Origin of the sequence: Prosthecobacter fusiformis (genome assembly GCF_004364345.1) — a bacterium.
Taxonomy (GTDB): Bacteria; Verrucomicrobiota; Verrucomicrobiia; order Verrucomicrobiales; family Verrucomicrobiaceae; genus Prosthecobacter; species Prosthecobacter fusiformis.
Genome location: NZ_SOCA01000004.1, coordinates 294,813 through 320,678, shown reverse-complemented (window position 1 = coordinate 320,678; position 25,866 = coordinate 294,813). Strand labels below are relative to the sequence as shown.

The 25,866-nt window shown below is 58.5% G+C and carries 6 protein-coding genes; 4 read left to right on the top strand and 2 right to left on the bottom strand.

Annotated elements, in window-relative coordinates; translation table 11 throughout:
* Nucleotides 1–11: 11 nt before the first annotated feature.
* The 3 genes from EI77_RS13905 (at nucleotide 12) to EI77_RS13895 (ending at nucleotide 2,282) form a co-directional block, all read left to right on the top strand.
* The gene (locus EI77_RS13905) at nucleotides 12–1,178 is read left to right on the top strand and encodes a diflavin oxidoreductase (protein ID WP_133795887.1); all 1,167 of its coding nucleotides are present in this window, start codon (nucleotides 12–14) and stop codon (nucleotides 1,176–1,178) included.
* Between the two features lie 139 nt (nucleotides 1,179–1,317).
* Nucleotides 1,318–1,773, top strand: a complete 456-nt coding sequence (moaC, locus tag EI77_RS13900; RefSeq protein WP_133795886.1) for a cyclic pyranopterin monophosphate synthase MoaC — start codon at nucleotides 1,318–1,320, stop codon at nucleotides 1,771–1,773.
* Between the two features lie 11 nt (nucleotides 1,774–1,784).
* Nucleotides 1,785–2,282: a MogA/MoaB family molybdenum cofactor biosynthesis protein gene (locus EI77_RS13895; protein ID WP_133795885.1), complete on the top strand. Its 498-nt coding sequence runs from the start codon at nucleotides 1,785–1,787 to the stop codon at nucleotides 2,280–2,282.
* Between the two features lie 60 nt (nucleotides 2,283–2,342).
* Here EI77_RS13895 and EI77_RS13890 read toward each other — a convergent pair whose 3' ends face one another.
* The gene (locus EI77_RS13890; RefSeq protein ID WP_133795884.1) at nucleotides 2,343–5,081 is read right to left on the bottom strand and encodes a phosphoenolpyruvate carboxylase; all 2,739 of its coding nucleotides are present in this window, start codon (nucleotides 5,079–5,081) and stop codon (nucleotides 2,343–2,345) included.
* 235 nt (nucleotides 5,082–5,316) lie between these two features.
* On the opposite strand from EI77_RS13890, the gene EI77_RS13885 reads away from it, so the two are divergent.
* Nucleotides 5,317–6,393, top strand: a complete 1,077-nt coding sequence (locus EI77_RS13885; protein WP_133795883.1) for a sugar kinase — start codon at nucleotides 5,317–5,319, stop codon at nucleotides 6,391–6,393.
* Nucleotides 6,394–6,473: 80 nt separating this feature from the next.
* Here the strand turns inward: EI77_RS13885 and EI77_RS13880 are convergent, their stop codons facing one another.
* Complete coding sequence (locus EI77_RS13880) at nucleotides 6,474–25,748, bottom strand: putative Ig domain-containing protein (protein ID WP_166647254.1); 19,275 nt, start codon at nucleotides 25,746–25,748, stop codon at nucleotides 6,474–6,476.
* Nucleotides 25,749–25,866 lie beyond the last annotated feature (118 nt).

Below are 25,866 nucleotides of genomic sequence, written 5' to 3'. Positions count from 1 at the left end.
CCGACCCTTCAATGAGTACCCCCGCGCCCGGCAAACCCGTTTACAATGTCAAAAATCCATTCATCGCCACGGTGAAGGTCGCTTATGACATCTCCGGCCCCGGTGCCCCCAAGAACACGCGCCATTACGAAATTGATCTCGCTGGCAGCGGACTGGAATACACACCTGGAGATTCCCTGGCGGTTCAGCCGACGAATGATCCTCAGCTTGTGTCGGATACCCTGGAAGCCCTCGGTTTCACCGGTGAAGAGATCGTCACGCATCCGAAAAACGCCGCCGCCCAGGTGCCGATCCGCCAGGCCTTGACCGAAGGCAGCCTGCTCACGGAAGTGGATAACAAGCTGATCAAGGCCATCATCGAAAAAACCAACGGCCAGACCCTTCTGGCGGACATGGCCACTCCAGAGACCAAGCAGGCACTGAAGGATTACCTCTGGGGCCGCTTCGTGATTGATCTCCTTTTGGAAAATCCAGACGCCAAGTTTGAGCCGGTCGAATTCATGGGCGTGCTGAAAAAGCTGAACATCCGTCTTTACTCCATCAGCAGCAGCCAGAAGGCGCATCCTGAAGAAGTACATCTCACCGTCGCTACGGTGAAGTACTCCAGCCATGGCCGTGAGCGTGGCGGCGTCGCCTCCACATTCCTGGCTGAGCGCATCGAAACAGGCGTGACCAAGGTCCCCGTTTTCGTCAACCATGGCAAAGGCTTCCGCCTTCCAGAGCCAGAAGAAGAAACACCGGTCATCATGGTCGGCCCAGGTACCGGCATCGCCCCTTTCCGCGCCTTCCTGGAAGAGCGCAAAGCCACCTCCGCCAAGGGCAAAGCCTGGCTGTTCTTCGGTGAAGTCAACGAAGCCACCTGCTTCTTCTACAAGGACCAGTTTGAAGGCTATCTGGCCGATGGCACTCTGGCTAAATTGACCACCGCATGGAGCCGTGACCAGGCCGAGAAAATCTACGTCCAGCACAAGTTGCTGGAAAACAGCGCCGAGATCTTCGCGTGGCTGGAGCAAGGTGCCATCTTCTACGTCTGCGGCGATGCCGCCCGCATGGCCGTGGATGTGGACAAGGCCCTCCACACAATCATCGAAAAAGAAGGTGGCAAGACCCCTGAAGAAGCCGTGGAATACATGACCGCCTTCAAGGAAGCCAAACGCTACCGCCGCGACGTGTACTAAGCCTTCCCCTGAGGCCGCTCGTCAACAGGATGTCCCTGGCCTTATCGCCACGGACATCTTCATACCTTGCGAGGCCCTATTCAGGCATGGGGGCAAGACTTCCATTTGAGCACCGGGCATGCCTTGCCATCATACAAGCATGCCCTCCCTCACACACCTGGACGATGCTGGAAAAGCCAGCATGGTGGACATCTCTGACAAGACGCCCTGCCTGCGCGAGGCCATCGCGGAAGGACGTCTCCTGCTGCATCCAGATACTCTGCGCCTGATCCGTGAAAACGGCCTCAAAAAGGGCGATGTCCTGGCCGTGGCCCGTATCGCCGGCATCCAGGCCGCCAAGCAGACCCAGCATCTCATCCCCCTCTGCCACCAGATCCCGCTGAGCAAGGTGGCCGTGGATTTTGATGTCACCGGGGAAAACGTGCACCTCACCGCCACGGTCAAGACCACCGCGGCCACGGGCGTCGAAATGGAAGCGTTGACCGCAGTCAGCATTGCAGCCCTAACCATTTATGACATGTGCAAGGCGGTGGACAAGAACATCCAGATCACAGATGTCCGCCTGCTTTCCAAAACCAAAACTCCCCTGCCCTGATCCACCTTCCCATGTCTCCTGTTTCCACTCCCATCCCCGTCGGCATCATCACGGTTTCCGACCGCGCCAGCCAAGGCGTGTATGAAGACCTGGGCGGCCCCGCGCTGCGGACTGCCGCCGAGGGCTATGGCTGGCAGGTCATTAGCGAGGTCATCGTGCCCGATGATCTGGCCCGCATCCAGTCGGCCATCCAGTCCCTGATTTCCCAGGGCTGCGGGCTCGTCCTCACGACCGGCGGCACCGGCATCGATGTGCGTGATGTAACCCCGGAGGCCATCCGTGGCATCCTGCGGGTGGAGATCCCGGGCTTTGGCGAGCTGATGCGCATGCGCTCCGTGGAGATCACGCCCAATGCCATCCTGAGCCGCAGCCTGGCCGCCATTGTGGACCGGGCGCTGGTCATTGCCCTGCCGGGGAAACCGCAGGGTGCCGTGGAGTGTCTAAACTTTGTGTTAGGCGCGATCCCGCACGCCGTGAAGCTCGCCCAGCGGGTGCCGACGAGCTGTTGAAATGCGGCATTGAAAGGATGCGGACGAGGGCGTCCGCACTCTGTTTCCAGCGCACAGCGGCTATCCGGTGGTCCTCAAGCCGGAGGCCAGCGCATTGACGGAGATGAGCATGTCCGGCAGCATCGCCTCAGCGCCTTCATTTTCACCCGCAGCCAGGCAGGCACGCCATTCACGCAGCAGATTCACCTGCTGATGATGAAGGACACGCAGAGGTTCTTCACGAATATCCAGGGTATAAGCTAGGCGCGGACGCCGATCTGCAAAGGTGCCCTGGAAGATGTCTTCCAGCAGCTCGCGGGTGCGGGTGTATTCGGCCAGGATGGTGCCCAGGAAGGTTTCACGCACCATGTCATCCGGGACCAGGCTTGCATACAGGCGCATGAGATCCGGGTTGGCACTGACGAGGGAGCTTTCGATGTTGGTCAGCACGTAGCGGAGGAAGGGAGAGCCGCGAAGCTGCGTGCGCAGTTCTTCAAAAGCAGCCGTATCCTCGGAACGCAGCTTTTCCAAAGCCGAGCCTGCACCAAACCAGCCCGGCAGGTAAAAGCGTGACTGTGTCCATGAAAAGACCCAAGGAATGGCGCGCAAATCATCCAGCGTGGCCTGCCCTGTGCGACGGCTCGGGCGGGAACCGATGCGGGCGTGCTCCAGGGCATCGATCGGCGTGGCCGCGCGGTAAAAGCGCATGAAGTCCGGTGCATGCAGCAGACCGCGATAAGCATCGCGGCTCCAGGCGGCGAGGCGGTCCATCGTGGAATGAATGGCCAGAGGCTCCCCCTTCGCATGGCGATGGCGAGCAGTGGCAGCCGCAGCGGAGGCCATGAGCAGCTCCGTATTGTAAACGGCGGAGCCCAAATGAGCATACTTTTGAGCAATGGTCTCCCCCTGCTCCGTCATGCGCAACCAGCCGCCTAACGAACCCTGCGGCAAAGCCTCCATGAACCAGTGCGTCGGTCCTGCACCACGGCCTACTGTACCGCCGCGACCGTGGAAAAACACAGGGTTCACCCCATGGGCCGCGCAAGTGGAAGCCAGTGCAGTCTGGGCACGATGCAGCGCCCACTGGCTGGCCAAAATGCCGCAATCTTTGTTAGAATCCGAATAGCCCACCATCATCTGGAAGGTCTTTTTATCCTTCTTCAGACTGCGTTTAGTGACGTCATGGGAGAGAAATTCCTCCACGATACCCGGCCCCGCTTCAAGGTCATCCATCGTCTCAAACAAGGGAGTCACAGGCAACGGGCAGCGCAGTCCCTCCGCAGACCATTCCGTCAGTCCGGCCTCGCGGGCCAGGATGTAAACCGTCAGTAGATCCTCGACGTTTTTGGTCATGGAAACAATCAACGCCCCCAGGCCAGCCGGACCATATTTAGCCAGGTGGGTGGCGACCACGCGGAAACAGGCCAGCACGGTATCCGCCTCCGGTCCCGCTTTCATGCCAGGAGCCAGAAAGGGGCGTGGAGACAGCAGCTCCTTTTCCAAAAAGGCACGCTTTTCTGACAGTGACCACTCACTGAGCGGACGCCCGCCCAGCAGCCCGGCGGTGCCCATGAGCTGATCCAGCGCCTTCTCGTGAAAGGCGGAATTTTGCCGGATGTCCAGAATGGCGGAATGGAATCCGAAAGCCAGCAACTGCCTGCGGAAAGGAACGATGAACTCCTGCACCAGGGTGCTCGCGCCCACCGCTTCCAGAGACTCCGCATAGGCCATCAGGTCGGCGTCCAGTTGCGGGGCCTCGGTATAGGCAGCAGGTGAATCCGGCTTATCCGTAGCCAGGACGATCTTCGCCCGCATGAGGTAGATGGCGGCACGCCAAGGCTCCTCCTTGTTGCGCTCCAGGATATAGGCTAGGTCCACCGCAGGCTCGGCCTGAAGGCTGGTGGTTAGACGCTCGATCAACGCCTCAAGAGCCTGGGGCGTTTTTTGAAACAAAGAGCTGAGCGGCGACTGGAAAGCCAGCGCCTCCAGGGAGCGCCGCTGGATGCGCAGCGCATTCGCCCGCAGGGAGCTGAGGGATTTCTCAGTCACCTCGGAGGTGACAAAGGGATGCCCGTCGCGGTCTCCACCGATCCAGGTGCCAAAGCGCAGCAGCGGCGGCAGGCTGTCCACCGAGGCCGCATCATATCCGGCTGAGATCCAGGCTTCCCGCAGATGTGTGTGAGCGCGGGAAAGAGCTTCGGGAAATACTTCACGCAGGTAATGCAGCGCGTTTTGCAGTTCCGCATCAATGGTGGGCCGGGTCACGTGGATCTCACCGGTGCGCCAGAGGTTTTCCAGCCGTGTCTCCAGATGAGTCTGCAGACGCGCCTGTTCACGCGGCGTGTAGGCCGGGTTCTCATGGCGGTTCATCAGACTGTAGATTTCCAGATGCAGTTCACGCACCGTCTCCCTCTTTGCCTCAGTCGGGTGGGCGGTCAAAACGGGTTCCACCAAAACCTCACGCAGGACATCGATCAGCTCCTCCTGGCTCAGGCCCAGAGCCTGCATCTCACGCAGATTGTCCGGCCACAGACCTTTTTCCGCCTGGGGGCCTTTGTCCTTTTCACGCAGGCGGCGCACCTGGGCGGCCGCGCGCTCCTCCACAATGTTCAGCATCTGAAAGGCGATGGAGTACGCCTGCCCCAAAGCGCGGTCCGGTGAATCCCCGATCCCTTCGCATTTGCCTGCCCAAGGCAGCTTTTCAGCCAGTGCAGGCTCGCCCAGACGGCGCAGCACATTGGCAAAAGCATCCATCAGGAACTTCAGTTCATCTTCAAGGAGGCGGAAGCCATGCTCCCGCAAAGGGTTGGTCGGTATCATTCAGGGCACTTTTAGCAGGAAGGATGCCGGGTGCCAGTGATCTGTGAAGCAGGGTAATGAATGCCACCCTCAAATTTCACCTCAATTCCTGGCCTCATTGGATAAGTCCTATTCATCCTATAGTCCTATAAGCCTCATAAGCCGCTTCACAAAGAGCACTGGGCTCCAAATCCCCACCTCTCCATACAGCTTCCCCCTTGCTCCCGCCCGTGTACGCTTCATATCTACCGTTCTCATGTCCCGCCAACCGTACTACGATGTCCTCTCCCTCGGTGAAGTTTTGCTGCGTCTGGATCCTGGTGAGGGGAGGGTCCGCACCTCCCGCCAGTTCACCACCTGGGAGGGCGGTGGCGAATACAATGTCGCTCGCGGCGGACGGCGCTGCTTTGGCCTTCGCACTGGCATCCTGACCGCCTTTGCGGACAATGAAATCGGCCGCCTGATCGAGGACCTGATCCTGCAAGGCGGTGTCGATACCGACCTCATCAAATGGGTGCCGTATGACGGCATGGGCAAACGCGTGCGCAATCCGATCAACTTCACTGAGCGCGGTTTTGGCGTGCGCGGGGCCAAGGGCAGCGTGGACCGCGGCCACAGTGCGGCCTCACAACTGAAGCCGGGCGACTTCGATTTCGACCATCTTTTTGGCACCCTGGGCTGCCGCTGGCTGCACACGGGCGGCATCTTCGCCGGGCTGTCCGAATCCACGGCCGAGCTGACCATCCAGGCCTGCGAGGCCGCGAAGCGTCACGGCGTGACCGTCAGCTATGACCTCAACTACCGCCCCTCCCTCTGGCAGGAGCGCGGCGGTTTTCCCGGTGCGCAGGCGCTCAACCGCCAGCTCGCCCCTTACATTGATGTGATGTTCGGCGTGCTCAGTGATGAGCCGCCGGTGGCCAGCGCCGTCGCCACAGATCCAGATGACATCTTTGCCATCGAAGACTCCAAGCTGCGTCCGGCCATCGAGCGCCTGATCGGAGAATATCCGAACCTCAAAACCGTCGCCGCCACCCTGCGCCGAGTGCACACAGCCAGTGTCAATGACTGGGGTGCCCTCTGCTATCACGAAGGACAGTTCTACCGCAGCCGCAACTACCCGCGTTTCGATATCCTGGACCGCATCGGTGCCGGAGACAGCTTCGTCGCCGGTCTGGTGGCAGGGATGCTTTTGGAAAACGATCCGCAAAAGGCTGTGGACTACGGTGCCGCCCACGGTGCCCTGGCCATGACCACTCCCGGAGATACCAGCATGGCCACCCTGGTGGAAGTGCAGAAGCTGGCCGAGGGCGGCGACTCCAAAGTTCAGCGCTAGGCCCCATTAGCATCCCCTTAGCTCCAAAAAGAAAGCCCCGCCGACTTCATCGTCTGCGGGGCTTTTTGATGTAAACCATATCACGGCTCTTGATACCCTGGCACGGCCACCGGAGTAACCAGGAACCAGGCGCGAGTCGGCTCAAAGAGAGTCTGCGTGCTGACATCTGTGCCATCCGCTTCATCCAGCCAAACCGAGCCCGGATTCTGAAGATACAAATTACGGTAGCTGCCGTCCCCAGGGGTGATGTCACCTTTCCAAAGCCGCAGCCGCGTGGCCTGCGCCGGGGTCTCGGAGGATGCGAATCCAGCCTCCGTGGTCAGGCCGAGGGACTGCACCGTATGGGCCGCCGGGAAGCCGCTGCCGATGAGCTGCATACCTGCCGAGACAGGGAGCGCGAATTTCGTGTCTCTCACCACACCAGTCAGGGTCAGTGAAACCGTACCACTGCGGGCGTGAATGAATAGACCTTCACCAGGGGCAAGGATGCGCTTGCCATCACTACCACCCGTCCAGCCATCGGCGGATAGCCAGCTTGTGACAAAGGTCCCGGAGGCGGTATCAAAGAACAGGAGACGGTCAGCCACGCTTTCATCTGCACCTGCATTCAGGGCATCCGCCGGGAAGAGACGGTCCACCGTCCAGTGTGGGCGCACGGCCAGACGTACACCGCTGAGATCTGGAGTAGTGGATTCAAAGGCCAGGGCATTGTTGCTCGTCGCCTCTTCATCCAGTTCATACCTTTGCCCTTCGTGGCTTCCATTGAGGACTTCCACATAATAGGCACGTCCATTTTCCAGGCGGCTCTTCACCCCGGAGATATTCGTCCCCTGGAAAACATCCGCATCCAGAAGCGGCATCGAGAAGCTTTGCTGGCCCGTGATATCGCGGCGTATCCAGGCGTGAGTGGCTGTGGCAGCAGTGGCCTCAGCACGTCCATTGAGATCAGCATCCAGGCTCACATTTAAGCGCAGGAAGCCCAGTTCACCCACACCGGATACACCTGTGTAACGAAGAGTTTCGGTGCCATCATTGTTCTGTGTGATGGTCGGAGGAGCCGTTAGGCGCAGCCAGTCACCACTGCGCAGATCCAGACGAGATTCCGGCTGGTAAATGATGTCTGCACGGCCACCGCTAGGGCGGATCACCACGGCATCCACACGGCCAGTAGCAGCATCCGTTTGCAGGAAGAAATGCGGTGTCTGGATGCCTGATGCAGGGTCCGTGCCCAGGGCGTATTCCAGCAGGTTGGCTGCACCGTCCGCATCCAGGTCTCCCTCAGGCGGGCCAATGTCAGCCGAGGCCGTCTCCCAGGTACCACCTGTCTCAGTCCCAGTGCTAGCGGCAGGAGCCATGCTCATCCCACGTCCAGCCATGCCAAATCCGCCAGCCCCCGGCACAAAGCCAAGATCCACCGTCAGATCCGAGTCCAGATCCACCAAGTCATCTTCATAGAACAGGAATCCAGTCTCTCCATTTTCCTCCCCAGGAGCTGCCTGCGGCATGAGTGTGAAGGCTGCTGTGCGCACTCCGCTGACCGTCACATCGCCGGTGGCATAGGCATCCTGGCCAAAGTCATCATCCACAAAGATATCCTCTTCATTCGGTGTGACGATGGATGAAGGCACCCGATTTTCCAGCACCGCCTCTGCCGCGAACTGGGCAGCATCCACGCGCAGATGATAGGATCCCGGAACGGTCGTGAAGCTATAAATGCCGTTAGCATCGGAAGTCGTCGTCGCTAGCGGTTCCGTGGCTCCAGGGTCATTCGACCACAATTCCACGGTCACACCTTCGATACCGTATTCGGTATCTATATCGAAGTATCCATCCTCATTATCGTCACTGAAGATCAAATTGCCCACCTGCACCTGCGGCACAAAACCAAAGTCACGGGTCAAATCCACAGATGCATCATTGGTATCGTCAGACGCACCACCCAAGCCACCTTCTGCCGACGTCCCCGCAGGAGAAGTCGTGGCGCTCAGGGCGAATACTGCCGTGCTGATCCCATTGAGATCGGGCCGGGCATCATCCACACCATCTTCACCCGTATTATCATCGCCCACAGATGTTCCTGTGGTGCTCAGATGCAGATAGAGCGGACTTCCTGACAGGAACGTGTCAAAGGGCACATGCAGGAAGTAGCTGCCAGGCTGCAACTCTGAAATCAGGTAATGGCCATCTACATCCGTGACCGCCGTGCCCACAGGCTCAGCATTGAGAGGGTCTGCACCTTCCTCAAAAAGTTCCACGGTCACACCTTCCAGGCCTTCTCCAGCATCGGCATGGCCATTGCCGTTTTCATCAATGAAGACCAGATTGCCCACAGCAGCCAGTTTGCCGAAACCAAAGTCCACGGTCAGGTCAGCGTTGGCATCATTCGCATCATCCATGAAGGCATCTCGGCCAAATTCGCCCGAGCTGTTTTCTGGCTCCGTTCCAGGCTCAAGCTGGATGACGGCCGAAACCACGCCAAACTGCACTGGATCTGCATCGCTGCCGTTTTCATCCAGATGGTCGTCGATGCCATCATCCCCGCCCTGCCCTGGCAGAGAATTCCAGCCATAAAGAGGCCGCCCAAGGGCAAACTCGCTGGCAGGGATTCTCACCACATAATCTCCAGCCTCAAGGCCGCCGAAAAAGTAGATGCCCTCATTCGTCGTATCCGTGATGGCCATCGGGGAATTCGTCTCCAAATCTGCATCCGCAGGGAACAGCTCGACGCGCACGCCGTCCACACCCTCGTCCGCATCATAGCTACTATTACCATTGGCATCTCGATAAACCAAGTTGCCCACGCCCACGCCGTTCTGGCTGCTCATGGTGAAACCAAAGTCCACCGTGAGATCGAAGTTGTTGTCGTCGAAATTGTCGAGGCCAGCAGAGACACCGGTTTCTGTGTCCGTATCGGTGGGTGATGTATCCGCAGCCAGGGAGATCATCCGTGTGCTGATGCCATTTTGCAGCGGATTGGCATTGTCGATGCCATCCTCCCCCTTGTCATCGTCCTCGGGTCCAGTCTGAGCACCCGTGAGTGAAACAGCCTGGAACAATGGACGTCCGACTCCAAACTCGGAGGCCGGAATGTGGACAATATACTCTCCATCAATGAGATAATCGAAGAAGTAGCGTCCGCCATTGGCTGTCCTCTGACGATACAGCGGTGTGGACAGCCCAGGCTGCTGGTCAGCACTGTATATTTCCACCCAAACGTCATCCACACCATTATCTGGTGTGTCCATATAGACGAGGTTGCCCACGCCCACGGGACTCTGGAAACCAAAGTCCACAGTCAGGTCCACTGCCGCGTCATTTTCATTGTCGCTGTTGGAATTGAATCCTGTCTCTCCAGTCAGGAAACTCGGGGCGGAGCCTGGGAAAAGGTTGATGATGGACGAGCTCACGCCCACTTCGGCTGGATTGCCTTCGTTGATCCCATCTTCCCCAATGTCGTCATCCCCGGAAAGTCCTTCATCAAGGCTCACCCTCTGATAAAGCGGGCCACCATTCGCGAACATGCTTGCCGGGATGTGCACGATGTAACTGCCTGTGCGCAGGAAATCAAAGAGGTAGAGACCCAGGCTGTCCGTGACGGTGGTCATCAACGCCGGCTCATCCCCAGGCACCTGATTGGATGCATAAAGCTCCACAGTCACCCCGCTCACGCCTTCACCTTCATCAAAGTGGCCATTGGAATTGCTATCGATGAACACCAGGTTCCCCACCGCCACCGGACGGAAAAGGCCAAAGTCCACGGTCATGTCGCCATTAGCATCATCCCCATTGTCATCGTTGGCTGCAAAACCGGTCTCAATTCCAGAGTCCACAGGTGCATTGTCACGGATCAGCGTCACCCATCCGGTGCTGATACCTTCCACAGTCGGATGAGTTCCATCCAGGGCATCCTGCCCCTGGTCATCATCACCAGCCACCACGTCCTCCAGACTGAAAAGCCCGCTCAACACGCCCTCAGAGAGGAACTGTCTGGCTGGCAGATGCACGAAATACTGCCCCTCCCACAATCCGTCAAAGAGGTACTTACCGCCCCCCGCCGTCACCGTGGAGGTCAGCGGCTGGTCCACACCCGGCTTCTGTCCTCTGTAGTAAAGCTGAACGATCGCATCATTCACGCCCTCTCCGCTATCGAAGCGGCGGTTGCCGTTGAGGTCGTTGAACACAAGGTTGCCGATGCTCATGTAGCCCGGTTCCACAAAACCAAAGTCCACCGTCATGTCACCGTTGGCATCCCCAGAGTAGTTATCCAGGTCCCCACCACTGCCCAGCTCCGCACCCGTGATGCCATTGCCTGTCGGTTCGCCACCCACCGTCAGAGTGATAATGGGGCTGACGGTTTCAGCATAGTCTGCCGCCTGGATGCCATTGTCATCATTGTCGGTCTGATTGTCCTCCTCTGAGGTAAACGGCGTGCTGTAGCCTGAACCGGCCAGCGGCAGCCCTTCGGAGAAGTTGATGGCAGGAATTTTCACCTGATAACGGCCTGGAGCCTGCCCGGAGAAATAATACGCCCCACGCTCATCCGTATAGGTCCAGCCCAGGAGCAGTTCTGCACCATTGCCAAGATCCTCATCGGCATCGTGCCACAGTTCCACACGCACACTCGGGATGCCTCGCTCACCGGCTTCATAGACACCGTTGGCATTGGCATCATTCCAGACCAAACTGCCGATGGAAACACTGTCAGCCAGCTTCACAAGCGGACGCCCGAACGCCATTGAATGCGGGCAGGACCAAATCTCATTGTTAGGCCCTGGCGGCGTTGGGATCGGAGCTTCAAAGACACGCACAGTACCGTTGGGGGCCGTGCTGATGTCCACCTCGACGACGGATCCCGTCGCATTGGTTCCACCGACCACTGGCTTGCTCCAGTTATACCCGGCGATGTAGAGCTTCCCGTTTCCAGGATTCATCTCAATGTCTCGCGCTTCCACCAAACCGACCCCGGCGGAATCCAGAGTCGCCAGCAGTTCAGGCGCTCCCGGGGCTGACGGCTGCGCCAGATTGACACGGAAAATTTCACCGTCCAGACGGTTAATCCCATAAAGCGTGCTTCCATGGATATCGATGCCGGAGATGATGGCCACAGGCTCGCCCCCTGGCACCATGTTCACCAGCTGCACATCCGTAACGATGACATTCAGCAGTGCACCAGTGGTCGCACTATAGCGCCGCACCTCGCGGTTCGCCCCGCTTTGAATCACCGCATACAGGTTCCCGTCTGGACCAAAATTCAGATCCTGAATCCCTGTCTGAGTGAAAAGTGTAAACGGTGCCTCACCCATCGGTTCGCCCGGCGTGGTGCTCAGCGGTCCATGAAATCTCACCACTCGCTGCCCATTGTGATCCACCACATAAAAGTTACCATCAGGCCCGATAGCAAAGGACACAATAAAGCTGACCAATGCCGCTGAGTTATTCAACACGGCACCCTGGTCCTGGCCGAGGGCGTTGATCCTCCGGATATTGCTGGCTCCGAAATGGGCGACGTAAAAGTTGCCATCCGGCCCCAGTTCAATGTCATACGGCACATCAAACGGGTCGCCATCTCCCTGGTTGTGACTTGTGCCAAATGGATGGTGGAATACGCCCTTAAACTGGCGCTGCACCGGATCGTATAGCTGGATGCCATCATCCGTCGTGGCCGAGACATAAGCCGTAGGCTGTACATTACACAGACCAAAGTCCACCGTGTCATCTGTATAGCCGTCGTCCGTGGTTTCCTCACCCGTTGTCAGTGTGATGATCGGACTATAAATGGAACCGCCAGCGAGCTGGTGCCCGTTGTCATCATTATCCACCGCGATATCCCGCATCTCCGTGTTGCTGCTGGAAAGGGGATGCGACAGCGGCGGTGCAGGGATGCGCATGTAATAACGTCCCGGCGGCAAAGACGTGAACCCATACACTCCTCCACCCGTGGTGGTCGTCGTTTGCAGCCGCACATCATCGGTTCCACCAAACTGGTCATCGGTTCCAGGAGACCATAGCTCGACCGTTACCCCGTTAATGCCGGGCTCACCTCCGTCACGCAGTCCGTTGTCATTGCTATCCTGGAAGACCAGGTTGCCCAGGCTCATCCCACGGAACAGACCAAAATCCTGGGTGAAATCAGTATCTTCATCACCATCTTCCGCCGTCGGCTCACCGCCATTGGTCAGATGCACCACCGGGCCGTAGATCACCGTCCCGGAGCCGCTTGGCTGGCTGGCTGAGTTGTTGTCATTGTCCACGCCATTGTCCTCATTCACCGGACTTCCTCCTGGCAGTGGGCATAGAGCTGGCGGGATCACCCGCACATAATAATAACCCGCAGCCAGTCCGGTAAAGGCATACGCACCCGTATTCGTTGTCACCTGCGTGCTGCCCACCTGGGCATCCGCATTTCCCCCACTTCCGCCGATGGCCTGATCCGCCCCGGTACTCCAAAGCTGGACCGTCGCGCCCTCCACCCCCGGCTCACCCACATCGCGGAGACCATTCAAATTCACATCATTGAAGACCAGATTGCCCAGGGACAGTCCATTGGAAGTGAGGCTATAAGCCCGCACCGAGGAGCATCCATACGCATCCGTGACCACGACTGTGAACAAGGCCGATACGATCTCGCTGGCCTGACCAGTGATGACACCACCGGCGCTCAGGCTCAGCCCATCCGGCAGTTCACCGGATTCGATGGACCAAAGGTAGGGCCCTGTGCCGCCGGTAGCCGTCAGCTCCTGGTTATAAGCCGTGCTCAGATAAGCTTTCGGCAGCTCTTCTGGCGTCACATCGATGAACGGACAACCACTGGTCAATGTCAGCACTCTCGTGGCGGAGCATCCGCAGGCATCCGTCACTCGCACAGTGAAGGTGCTTTCCATCGCCACAGTCGGCACACCGGTAATGCCGCCGGTAGGTGCCAGAGAAAGGCCCGTCGGCAGTGAGCCTGCCGCCAGTGTCCATGTGTAAGGTGCCAGTCCTTCTGAAGCCTCGAGAACTTGGAGATAACTTTCCCCCACCACCGCATCATCCAGTGCCGTCGTCACCAGCGTTACTGGCGCACAGTTCACAGTGATGGTGTAATCACCCACCGCCGCACAGCCATTGGCATCCGTCGCACGCAGTGTGAATCCCTGCTCGTCATCACTGCATAGAGGCGTGCCGACGATCTTCGCGCTCACGCTGCTCCCCGTCGCACTGCTGCTGGTGATCAGCAGATTCTTCACCGTGGCAAAAGTGGTGGTCACCTGCATGGCATCCCGGTTCAGCATTGCACTGCCCTTCACCCGCAATCCCACCGCACCCGGAGCCACCACAGCACCCGTTGCAAAAGTCACATTGACCGTTCCAGCAGTCGTCTCCGCTGCCAGCAAATCCCGTAGATCCACGACAGTCCCAGAGGATATTGAGGTCACAGCATTGCCTGCTCCATCCAGCAGTTCCAGTGTGAATGTCGGTTCGATATCCGTATCCGGTTCCAGCAATCCATGGCTGCCATCCAGCAGCAAGCTCACAGTATATCGGGTGTTAGGCTGCAACTGAATCACCGCATCCGTCTCATCAAATACAACCGTCGCGTCCCAGACGGCGGACACCGTGTCTTCATCATCCAACTGCCCCAGCAGAGTAGGTGCATTGCTGGAGATCTGGAATTTTAAAGCCGTGCCGTCCAATGCCGTCTGCGCACCGCTTTCCAGGTTGCCCAGTGTAGGATGATCCAGGCTGATTCCGCCCGCTGCGGACAGGGACCAATAGCCAACCTGTTCAGGTCCAGCGGAGCCACCTTGAGACTGGGAACCAGAAGCGGCATCCGGCGGATCCACCGTCACGGAACCCGCAGGGTCAAAGACCTCATCATAGGCCGTGCCAGCGCCAACAAGCGTCCCGCCGCCCTGCACAAGTTGCAGCCCCGGTGGCAGACTGCCATTCACCACACTCCAAAGATACGAGCCCGTGCCCCCTGTAGCATTCAAGGAAGCATCATAGGCCACGCCCACACTGCCAGCAGGCAGGGAGGAAGGGTTCATCGTGATCACCGGACAACTGATCGTCAGCGTCAGATTGGTATCCTGCACACAAGCGCGGGAATCCGTGATCCTGACATTAAAGGTATAACTGCCAAAGCTGCTGACCGATGGCGTTCCAGAAAGCACACCACCGCTGGATAGAGTCACACCGCTAGGCAGATTTCCACCCAACACACTCCAGGTATAAGGCCCCACACCGCCCGTTGCTGTCAGTGTTTGGCTATAGAACGTGCCTCCCGTACCCGCAGGCAGGGATGCCGGGGCAACCGTCATCACCGGGCAGGCTATCACCAGGGTATAGCTGCGTGTGGCCGTACAATTGGAGCCATCCGTGACCCGGACCGTCACCGGATAGCTTCCAGAAGGTGCCGTCACGGTCCCGGAAATCAATCCTCCCGCAGAAAGTGTCAGCCCCGCAGGCAGCGAATCCGCAGCGATAGCCCAGGTATAGGAGCCGTTCCCATTGCTGGCAGTCAGTTGTTGCGAATAAGCCACATTCTGGTTCCCCACAGGCAAGCTGGATGGCGAGATGCCGATCACCGGACAGGCCACCGTGATCACATAAGCCCGGGTGCTGAAGCAACCCACGCTGTCGGTAGAACGAATAGTGACCCCGTAACTGCCCGGTGCAGCATTCGGTGTGCCGCTCAGACTGCCGCCGGAGGATAGAGCCATGCCGGAAGGCAGTGCACCGGTGGAAATCGAATAGACATACGCCCCCGTCCCCCCGCTGCTGGAAAGAGACTGAGGGGAATACGAGACAAACTGCTGGGCAGCAGGCAGCGAGGAAGGGCTGATGGCCAGTGCTCCGCAAACGACTCGCAGGCTATACGCCCGAGTAGCCTGGCAACCCGCAGCATCCAAAGCCCGAACGGTAAAGTTATAAGTCTCCGGGCTGGCTGTCGGGGTACCGCTGAGGACACCACCTGTGGAAAGAGTGATGCCCGTCGGCAGGCTGCCTGCACTCACATTCCAGCTATACGGAGCCGTGCCACCAGCCGCAGTCAGCGTCTGGGCACTATAGGCAGCCAGACGCGTGGCATCTGGAAGCGTTTCAGGAGTGATGACCGGGCTTGGGCAATTTAGCACCAGAGTATAATCCCGCAGGCCCAATGTCCCCACCGCATCCACCGCCCTCGCCGTAAAGGTATAGACACCTGGAATGGATGTCGGTGTGCCGCTCAGGACACCTGTGGATGCATTCAGGCTCAGCCCTTGTGGCATTCCCTGATTGCCCGTCTGCGTCGCATTATATCGGGTCTGGATTTCCGCCAGGGACAGATCCCGCTCATAAATCAGCACCTCATCCACGCCGCCCTTCCAAGGACCATCCGCCACACCGCCGCCGATCAGGACAGAGGTCGTGCTGTGCGTAATGCCGCCTGTGAAACTCAGGCTGGAGACCAACACCCCATTCACGTACAGCTTCATCATGCTGCCGTCATAGGTGGCCACCACATGCTGCCACACGCCGGAGGTCAGCGTCGTCGTCACCCGGTTGCTGCTTCGGTTATTGATCCAAAAGCCAAAGGTATTGTCCGCACCTAGCTGCCCCAGGCCATAGCCGTCCGTTCCCAGCGATGACGTGGTTTTTGAAATCACCGAGGCGTTTCCATTCATCGGATAGCTTGGATTCACCCAGGCCTCCAAAGTCAGCAAGGCAGGACGCAGTTCCGGCGCATCGCCCACTGCCACATAATCATTCGTCCCATCAAAGACAAACGCATTGCCCACACGTCCCGTCCCATAGGACGTGCCCTCAAAGGCCGTGCCGGAATCAATGCCGATCAATGTCCCCGCGCTATTCTCCCCCGGCCACCATGCCACCGCCCCGGTAGGAGCTCTTGGAGAGGCACTCCATGCATACGGAGAGGTTCCTCCAGCGGCTGTTAGCGCCTGCGTATAGGCCGCATACTGGACAGCTCCGGGCAATACCGGCGGGCTGATGGAGATGATCCCTTGAGTGACACGCAGAGTATAAGCACGTGAACCAAAGCACCCCGTCGCATCGGTCGCCCGCAGGGTGAAGTTATAATCGCCCAGGAAGGCCGAGGATGATACGGTGCCCGAAAGCAGCCCTGAAGCATTCAATGTTAGTCCTTCAGGCAGACTCCCTGTACTGAGAGAGTAACTGTAGGGTCCCGTGCCGCCTGTGGTATTCAGTGTTACCGAATACGATAGATTCCTCGTCGCTGCGCCCAGCACCGCAGGATTCAATACCAGGGTAGGGCAGGCACGGAAACCAAAGTCCAGGGTATTCTCTGCATTGCCAGTACCGTTGCTCCCCGGTTCTCTGCCGGCAGCCAGCATAAAGAACGGGCTGAATACAGCCGTGCCCACACCGCCTGGTTGCAGACCGTTGCTGTCATTGTCTTCCCCGTTGTCATTGCTGTCAGCCACACCGCTGGCCAGCGGATACGTGGAATTCGGCACTGGAATACGTATGCGGAAGCTTCCTGCGACATCAGAAGTCAGCGAATACACCCCGCTGCCGTTGGTCGTTGTCGTCGCCACCACCGTATCCGCAGCATTCAAAAGTTGTACCGTTACTCCGCTGATGCCGGATTCCGTTCCGCTGTCAAAAACACCGTTGTTGTTCAAGTCAGCCCAGACCTGGTTACCGATGGTGAATCCGCTGAACAGACCAAAGTCCACACTCAGATCCGTATTAGCGTTGTCATCGCCATCATTGATAGGCTCCTGCCCTGCTGTCAGGGTAATGACCGGACTGAAAAGCGCCGTTCCTCGGCCTCCAGGCTGGCTGCCGTTGTTGTCATTGTTGACGCCATTGTCCAACGTTACCGGAGTACCGCCAGTCAGCGGCAGCGCTGTCGGCGGCGTGACCTTCACTACATAACGGCCTTCCGAAAGATCTGAGAACTGATAGCTGCCCGTGCTGGATGTCGTCGTCGTACCGACGAACACATCGTCATCATTCCCGGCGGTCAGGTCAGAGCTGCGATAAAGCTCCACGGTCACACCGCTGCGGCCCAGTTCGCTGGTATCCTTCAGACCATCGTTGTTAATATCGTTCCACACCAGATTGCCCACTGCCAGTGTGTTGACGGTGGAGACTTGGCAGAGTGAAACGTAATCCACTACCACAGCACCGCCAGCCGTGGCTCCGCCCAGCAAAATGCTGGCCGTATCAATCTGAGAAGGGGTGGCCCCGGCAGCGATTCTAAAGCGCCACGTCATCTGCCGCCATCCAGGCTGCTGGCCGTTGTTCACCGCTTCCGACCAGCCGTTATAGTCAGAGGAGCCGAAGCTGTTCAAGGAACCCGCCGTGATGGGCAGGTCGCAGCACTGCTGCTCACCTTCTGCAGAGATGACCATCTCAGACTGCGGCACTGTATATTGGGAATACGTCCCCTGCGCTGTCCCGCTGATGACTTGGAACACGGCCGCGTTGGCCCCCAGATCCCAGATCAGCGAAGCCGGTGCCGAGCTCGCATTCGCCGCCCAGACAGAGAGCTGATATTCACGACCTGCCTGGAGCGCCGTGCTCCATCCTCCGCCGCCCGAGGCTCGGAGACTCACCTTCGCATTGGTTCCTTGGAGGAGAACATGACGGCGGCCATGTCGCGATTTCAGGCTTTCCACCCAGGCTACCTGTCCACCGCTGCTGCCCGCCTGCACCTGCACCCGCTGGATCGGCTCGCCCAGGCCGCTCGTCGCATTGCTGCCCGCCGTCCACTGATATGCATTGATGCCTGCGCCCAAGCCGGTTCCGGTGCCGTTGTATCCCAGCACACTGGCATTGGTGCCGGTGCTGTTCGCCAATTGCTGGAATTCAAAACTCGGGTTGTCAAAAAAGTTGGTGACGTAGCAGGCATCCAGATTGGCAAACCCGAAGTCCACCGTCGCATCAATGTCTGTGCCATCACCGTCCACACCTGTAGCAGGCTCACTGGCCGGGCTGAGCACAATGATCGGGCTAACTACCTGCGTGCCCTTGCCACCTGCCTGCACGGCATTGCTGTCATTGTCCACGCCGTTGTCCAGAGTCACCACCGCAGTGCTCACTTGTGGGAAGTGCAGCGGCGGCGTGGGGATCCTGACATAATAGCTTCCTGGAGCGAGGTTGATGAACTGGTAAGCACCATTGGCATCCGTCAGTACATCCGCAGCCGCTTTCACATCATCTCCACCGCCATTCTCGCGCACACCATTGCTGCCGGTCGTCCAGAGTTCCAGCCGCAGACCGGCGACGCCACTTTCTGAAGATTGGCGCACACCGTCATTGTTCATGTCCACCCACACCAAGTTTCCAAGGCCCATACTGCGCGCCGTCATGTTATAACTTTGCGTCGCTTGACAGCCAGCAGCATCGGTGACCAGCACGGTGAAACTGGCCGCGCCAATCGCTGTCGGCGTACCACTGATCACCCCTGCCCCACTGAGCGAAAGCCCTGCGGGCAAAGCTCCTGATGCAAGAGTCCAGGTCCGTGGAGCCGTGCCACCGGTCGCTGTCAGGGTCCGGCTGTAGGCTGAACCCAGATAAGCATCCGGCACCGTGCTCGGCGTGATGGTGATGGTCGGGCAGGCAGGGCCCAGGGTATAGGCCCGTGTTCCAGAACAGCCGGTGCCATCCGTCGCCCGGATGGTGAAAGCGGAGTTCAGCCCGCTCGTCGGCGTGCCACTGATCACCCCAGATGCCGGATTCAGAGTGAGGCCCGCAGGCAGACTGCCGCTGGCCACACTCCAGGTATAGCTCTGCCATTGAGTGATTGGCTGGGATGCCATTCCTGGGCCGTTCCAGTAAAGCATCGCCACGGCACCGCCGGCATTTTCATAGAATTCGACCTTGATCGGCACCGCAGTCCCCGCCGTCAGATTGACCGCTGCCGCATAGTTGGTCGGCGCGTGGTCATTCCACTGGTTGATGACCAGGACGTTATTCACCCAGAGACGGAAGCCGTCATCACTGGTGGTCATGAACGTATAAGTACCCGTTGCCGCAGGCACCACATTCCCCGTCCAGCGCACAGAGAACTTGTCACTCGGGATAATAGGATCCGGTGAGCCATTGCCCCATTCAAAATTGATGGCCGCATCCTTACGGCTCAGCAGAAGGCTGGTGAAATTCGTCCCGGAATAATAATCCCCTGTCAGCCCCACCAAGGGATCTGCCACCAAAGTTTGACTGTATGGCACCCCAACGGCGGCGGCAGGAAGACTCTGCGGCGTCATCGTGATAACCGGACAACCAGCAGTAATGGTATAAGTACGGGTGCCTTCACATCCCTTCCAGTCCCGCGCCCTGACGGTGAAGGTCGTTGAGTCTGACGTAGTCAGCACCCCACTGATGAGTCCGGTAGCCGGATTGAGGGTCACACCTTCAGGAAGGCTGCCACTGACCACCGACCACTCATAAGCCGTCCATTCAGTGAGCGACTTCATCACAAACGACGGGCCTGACCAGTCCAGCACAGCCACAGCTTCCCCTCCGTTTTCATAATAGTCCATGCGCACGTTTACTGGCACACCGGCCGTCAGGCTCACCGTGGCAGAGTAGGCGGACGCGCCCTGGTCCACCCAGCGGTCGATCACCAGCACATCATTCACCCAAAGCCGCACACCATCATCCGTCGTCGTGCGGAAGGTATAGTTGCCAGATTCCGATGGCAAAATGGTACCCGTCCAGCGGGCGGAGAAACCTTCGGTCGGGATCGTGGAATCTGGAGAACCGCTGCCCCAGGTGAAATTGATGGCCGTGTCCTGACGAGTAAGCGCCAGTGTTTGGAAATTTGTTCCAAGGTAATATTGCCCCTGCAACCCGGAAGTGAAATCGCCACTCAGAGCCTGTGAATAGGATGCTCCAACCAAGCTGGAAGGCAAGGTGGCTGGGTTAATGGTGAGCGCCGCGCAACCCACCGTCACTGCATACGCCCGAGTGCCGGTACAACCATTCGCATCGGTAATTCTGGCGATGAAATTAGAAGAGGTTCCTGCATTGGCAGTCCCGCTGATGACGCCGGAACTGCTCAGCGACAGCCCTGTAGGCAAGGAACCTGAACTGACAGTGAAAGTATAAGGAGAAGTGCCACCAGCACCGGTCAGCGTCTGCGAATAAGCCACCCCTGCATTAACGGACGGCAGTGAGGATGGAGACAAGGTCACCACTGGACACACCTTCACAGAAAGCACTGCTGTTCCCTGGCAGCCATTCGCATCAGTCACTCTAAACGTGACCGAGACCCCCGCTCCGTTGGCAGTCGTCGGCGTGCCGGTAATGGCCCCTGTGGAGGCATTCAAAGAAAGCCCCGCTGGGAGGGTACCACTGCTGATGGCCCAGGCATAAGAAGCCGTGCCCCCGGATGCAGTTAGCGTTTGGTTATACGCCGCGCCCACGGTGGCTACAGGCAGGCTGCCGGGAGTTACCGTCAAGGATGGGCACGATGGGCTGACGCTGTAGGCCCGGTCTCCTACACAGCCGTTGGCATCCGTGGCGCGGACAATGAAGTTGGCCGTGCTCACGGCGGTGGCTGTACCGGAAATCACACCGGAACTGCTATTCAAACTTAGACCGGCAGGCAGACTGCCGCTGCTCAAGGTATAGACATACGGAGTGGCCCCGCCGCTAGCAGATACTGTTTGGCTATAACTGCTGCCCACCACTGGCACAGGCAATGAGCTCGGAGTCATACTGATGACTGGACAAACCCGCATCACAATCAAGCGTGTGACGGCACAGCCGTTTGCATCCGTGGCACGGAAAGTGACCGAAACTCCGGCGCCGTTTCCGGTAGTCGGGGTGCCACTGATAACACCTGTGGAGGCTGCCAGGGAAAGTCCGCCGGGAAGGGTTCCTGAAGCCACCGTCCAGGTATAGGGAGCGGCCCCGCCCGTGACGCTCAAGGTCTGGTTATACGCACTGCCCACGGACCCCGCAGGCAGACTGGTGGTGCTGATCACCAACGTCGGACAGCTGGGAGTTAAAGTATAGCTGCGTGTACCAGTGCAACCGTTGGCATCCGAAGCTTGGATCGTGAATGAAGCAGCCGCCGTCGTGTTAGGCGTCCCTGCCAGGGCACCCGTATTCGGATTCAATAGGGCCCAGCTAGGCAGTGCACCGGATACAACTGTAAAAGTATAAGGCGCTGTACCTCCGCTGGCGCTTAAAGTTTGGGAATAGTTCGCGCCCGTCACCGGGGCAGCCAGGGACGACGGATTCACCGTGACCGTGACGCACTGCGGAGTCACCTGATAATCTTCCACTTCTCCCGAGCCATAACTGCCCGTTGCGGGAATGGACGCCAGAGATGAAATGCGCAGACGCACGCCAATGGCAGTCCCTCGCGTAGCGGTGCTTGGAACATTCACCGTAAAGGATCGCGACTGGACAGTGCCGCTGGTAGATAGGGTCGTTTCGGGAATGATTCTCTCACTGCTGTCCAACGTGCCGTCGTTATTCCAGTCGATCCAACCAGTTAGATAAGCATTGGCACCGGTGTTATTGAAAAGGCTCAGATTTAGAGTGCTGGCCGCGCCGATGGTCAGGGTGGGCATCACACTGTCCTCATCGTCAGCGCCCGTCGCATCATCGCCTGTCGCCGTACTGTTCGCCGGATTGGAGGTTTCCGAATCTGTCGCAGTAGTCCCGATCCGCAGATTGCTGCTGACAATGCTGCTCGCAGAGGCAAACGGCGAATGATCGCCATAATCCACCGGGGCAGATTGCAGGGTGACGATGTAATCCTCAACTTCGCCCGTGCCGCCGGAGCCTGTCGGTGAGACATTGCTCACGTTTGAAAGCCGGAAGCGCATGCCTGCAACACCTGGCGTGATCGTCTGCGGAACTGTGATCGAGATGTTTTGTGTTACCCCGTTGGAGCCGTTGGCCACCGGCTGGTTGGAAATCACCCTCTCCCCGGCATCACTCAGGTCGCCATTGAGATTGGCATCCAGCCAGGCATTTAAATAAACGGTGCTCCCTGATGTGTTCAGGAACTTGACGGGGATCGTGACCGTGCTGCCTGCGGTGAGCGTGGCAGGCATGGTGACACCATCTTCATCATCCGTGTCATCAATGTCATCACCATTGGCATTCATGTTCGCTCGTGCCTGGCTTTCCGTATCCGCCTCATTGCCCAGGCGGGTGGTGCTGCTCCAGGTGCTGTTAGCTGAACCAAAACCCGCATAGTCACCAAAGTCTTGCGTCGAAGGCTGACAGTCTGCAAAGGCCACTGCATGAGGACCGTTCAGGCTTGTCTTCAGTGTGCGCAGTAGAGCGCCAGAGGATGAAAAGACATCCACTTCGTTCTCTGCATAATCCACCACATACATATTGCCATCTGGGCTCCACTTGATGCCGGTGTATGGTTGGGATCCAGAGTCCAGGGTGACAAAGGTGCTCCGTGCCCCGGTAGCGATTGTGATGGCATCCACGCGTCCATTGTTGGCATTGTTATTCCGCACGTTGACATACAGGCGGTCATCCGGCCCCCAGGCCAGACCACGTGGAAACTCACCCGCGGGCCAGGTCGCCACCGTGGATAGCAAGGTGCCACTGCTATTGTACATGCGCAGGGTCCCACCAGAGATGTTCTGCGTGATGAACAGACGGTTAGACTCATCAAACACCAGACCCGCTGGTGTGGTGGTGGTGAGCACCGTGCCCAAAACCTCTCCAGTCGTCTGGTTGAAACGGAGCACATTGTTCGCGTTTTGGTTGGCAATGTAGATGCTTGTATCCTGTGCCACTGCCATCTGGTAAGGGAAGTTCAGACCTCGCCCGGCTGGAACTAGGGTACTGATAAGAGCACCCGTAAATGGGTTGTGCTTGGTGATGGTGCTGGCGGATCCGTTCGCCACCAAAAGCGTATTGTCACTGACACGGTATCCATAGTTAGGCGCACTCAATCCCGAGGGGGACCAAGTGGCCAGATGCGCTCCATTTTCCCCATTGAAACGGCTCATCGTGTTGTTGTTATAGTTCACCACGATGACGGCAAAAGATGGGCACAGGCTTTTGACGGTGACGAGATAATCCTCCACCTCCCCAATTCCACTGGCTCCCGTGCTGCCCGGATTGGAAGTGGAGGTCAACCTCACCCGCGCACCGATCTGGCCTTCCACAGCCGTTGTCGGCACCGTAAAGTTGACGGCGCGGCTGGCATTGTTCGTACCGTTGGAAATAGACACATTGCTCGCCACCTGCTCAGTGCTGCTCAAAGTGCCATCCCCGTTCCAGTCGATCCACATGTTCAAGCGGGATGTCGAGCCACGGGTGTTGGTGAGGCGCACCGTTGCCGTCCCCGCCTGACCTTGCACAAGCTCGGTAAAGGTCACCCCATCTTCATCGTCCGAACCAAATTCATCATCGCCGGTAGCCGTCTCGTTCGTGATAGCACCGCCTTCTGCATCCACCAGCGCACCGAGGCGAAGACGGCTGTTGACCGTACTGCTGGCAGTACCAAACAGGCTGTAATCCCCGAAATCGGATGCGGCCGCATTGATCTTTAATGTATAAGCTCGGGTGCCCGTGCAACCGTTGGCATCTGTTGCGCGCATCGTCAGTGTTGCAGTCGCCGCAGTAGTCGGCATCCCCGAGATCACTCCGCTTGCCGAATTCAAAGACAGCCCTGCGGGCAGGCTGCCGCTGGCAACCGTAAAGGTATGCGGTGGCGTACCCGTATTGGCGGATACGGTGGCGGTATAGTTCAGGCCTAACGTCCCGTTTGAAAAAGAAGACGGGCTCATAGTGATCGTCGGGCATACCACCAATGTTACTTGCGCAGTCCCCTGGCAGCCTACGCTGTCCGTCGCCCTCAGCGTGATATTTGCCCCGCTGTTGGCCACCGTTGGTGTACCGCTGATGACACCTGTGGAGCTGTTCAGGCTCAGCCCGGTGGGTAAAGAACCGCCCGTCACCGCCCAGGTATAGGGACTGTTGCCACCACTGGCCGTGAATGTCTGGCTATAGCTGCTATTGATCACCGCATTGGCAGGCGACACCGGCAAAAGCGTAACTGTGCCGCAAATCTGTGCAAAGCTGTAGCTGCGTGATCCACTACATCCGATAGCATCCACCGCCCGCACCGTGAAGTTCGTCGCATCCAGGGTGGTGCGTGTGCCAGAAATCACCCCTGTGAAAGGACTCAAAGTCAGCCCCGCAGGCATGCTGCCACTGCTGAGACTATACACATAGGGAGCCGTGCCACCGGTGGCTGAAATAGTCTGGCTATACGCTGAGCCCAATGGTGCATTGCTCAGGCTCGTCGGATTCAGCGTGATCGTGCTGCAATTCTGCTGGAAAAGCATCGAATCCTCCACCGCTGAAATGTTCCGTCCATAGATGCTCATCGTCTGGCCATTGGCCGAAATGCCATCGCCACCGTTGTAAAGATTCCAGGCATAATAGGTCGAGTCCTGCGCCGCATGGCCATCGCTGACCAGCACATTAAGGAAGGTGGTGTAGCTGCTGGTTGGCGTTAACCACATCACCGAAAAGCTGCCCGCAACGTTGGTCGTCTGCACAGAGCCTAGCACCCGTCCGGTATCGCTGATGGCACCCACCGTCGCACCCAGCGTATCCCCGGACTGCATCGCCAGATTCGTCCGCGTGCCTGCCACCGTATCAAACACCAGCGGGCCCATGAGGCAGTCGTTTTCCACTTCCGTCGTGCCCACATAGCGGCCATCCGGACTCACTTTGCCGCCGTGGATATAGCCAAAGCTCGCCACCGTCGTCGTCCAGCCGGAGGCCACACTGCCGCGCAGGATCTTGCCCAGCCCGGCACTGTCCACCACCAGCAGCACACTGCCATCGGCCGAAGCGTCCAGCACTTCCCGAACCCCTGGGATATTTGTCCGTGCCCGTGTGCTCAAATTCCAATACACACCCTGGCTGGCTCCTGCCCCCAAAGGCCCGTCCACATCCACCGTTCCAAAAGCATGGGTACTCCCGGCCGTGATCGCCGTCGGGATGGCAGTCGCCGTGGGATTCAGCGCATTGTAGAGCGATGTCACCGTGCCCGCGCTGCGGTCATAAAACCACGGGATAATGTTCACCGTATTCCCCGCCGTCCATTTTTCATAGCCCACCACATCACCCTCATCATTCACATCCTTGCCGTACGCATACGGATGGGAGGAGTCCACTTTAGCCAGATCCGTCACCACCGGCAGCGTCGTCGTCATCAAAAACGCGCGCGTTGTACTGCCAAAGCGCACCCCTGTGGCATAGCGCCCGTCCGGCGAAATCGCCATGATGTTCTGGGACTGAAAATACCCTTGTCCACCCAGCACATCCCTACCCACGCGCGTGACCTTATACTGCGTTCCCACCGTCTGCGCAGAGGCCTGTGTACAGGCCAGTCCCATGAGCACAAAAAGGCTCGCTGCCCGTGCGATTGCACGGCCACCTACTGCAACAGACTTAAGCGCGCCCGAAGGTGAGTCGCCCAAGTGTCGCCAGTAACCACAGAGAATGCCCATTTTA

Excerpts from the sequence above, each read along its gene's own strand:
- EI77_RS13905 (WP_133795887.1), top strand. The coding sequence starts at position 12 with ATGAGTACCCCCGCGCCCGGCAAACCCGTTTACAATGTCAAAAATCCA.
- moaC (WP_133795886.1), top strand. The coding sequence starts at position 1,318 with ATGCCCTCCCTCACACACCTGGACGATGCTGGAAAAGCCAGCATGGTG.
- EI77_RS13895 (WP_133795885.1), top strand. The coding sequence starts at position 1,785 with ATGTCTCCTGTTTCCACTCCCATCCCCGTCGGCATCATCACGGTTTCC.
- EI77_RS13890 (WP_133795884.1), bottom strand. The coding sequence starts at position 5,081 with ATGATACCGACCAACCCTTTGCGGGAGCATGGCTTCCGCCTCCTTGAA.
- EI77_RS13885 (WP_133795883.1), top strand. The coding sequence starts at position 5,317 with ATGTCCCGCCAACCGTACTACGATGTCCTCTCCCTCGGTGAAGTTTTG.
- EI77_RS13880 (WP_166647254.1), bottom strand. The coding sequence starts at position 25,748 with ATGGGACTGGCCTGTACACAGGCCTCTGCGCAGACGGTGGGAACGCAG.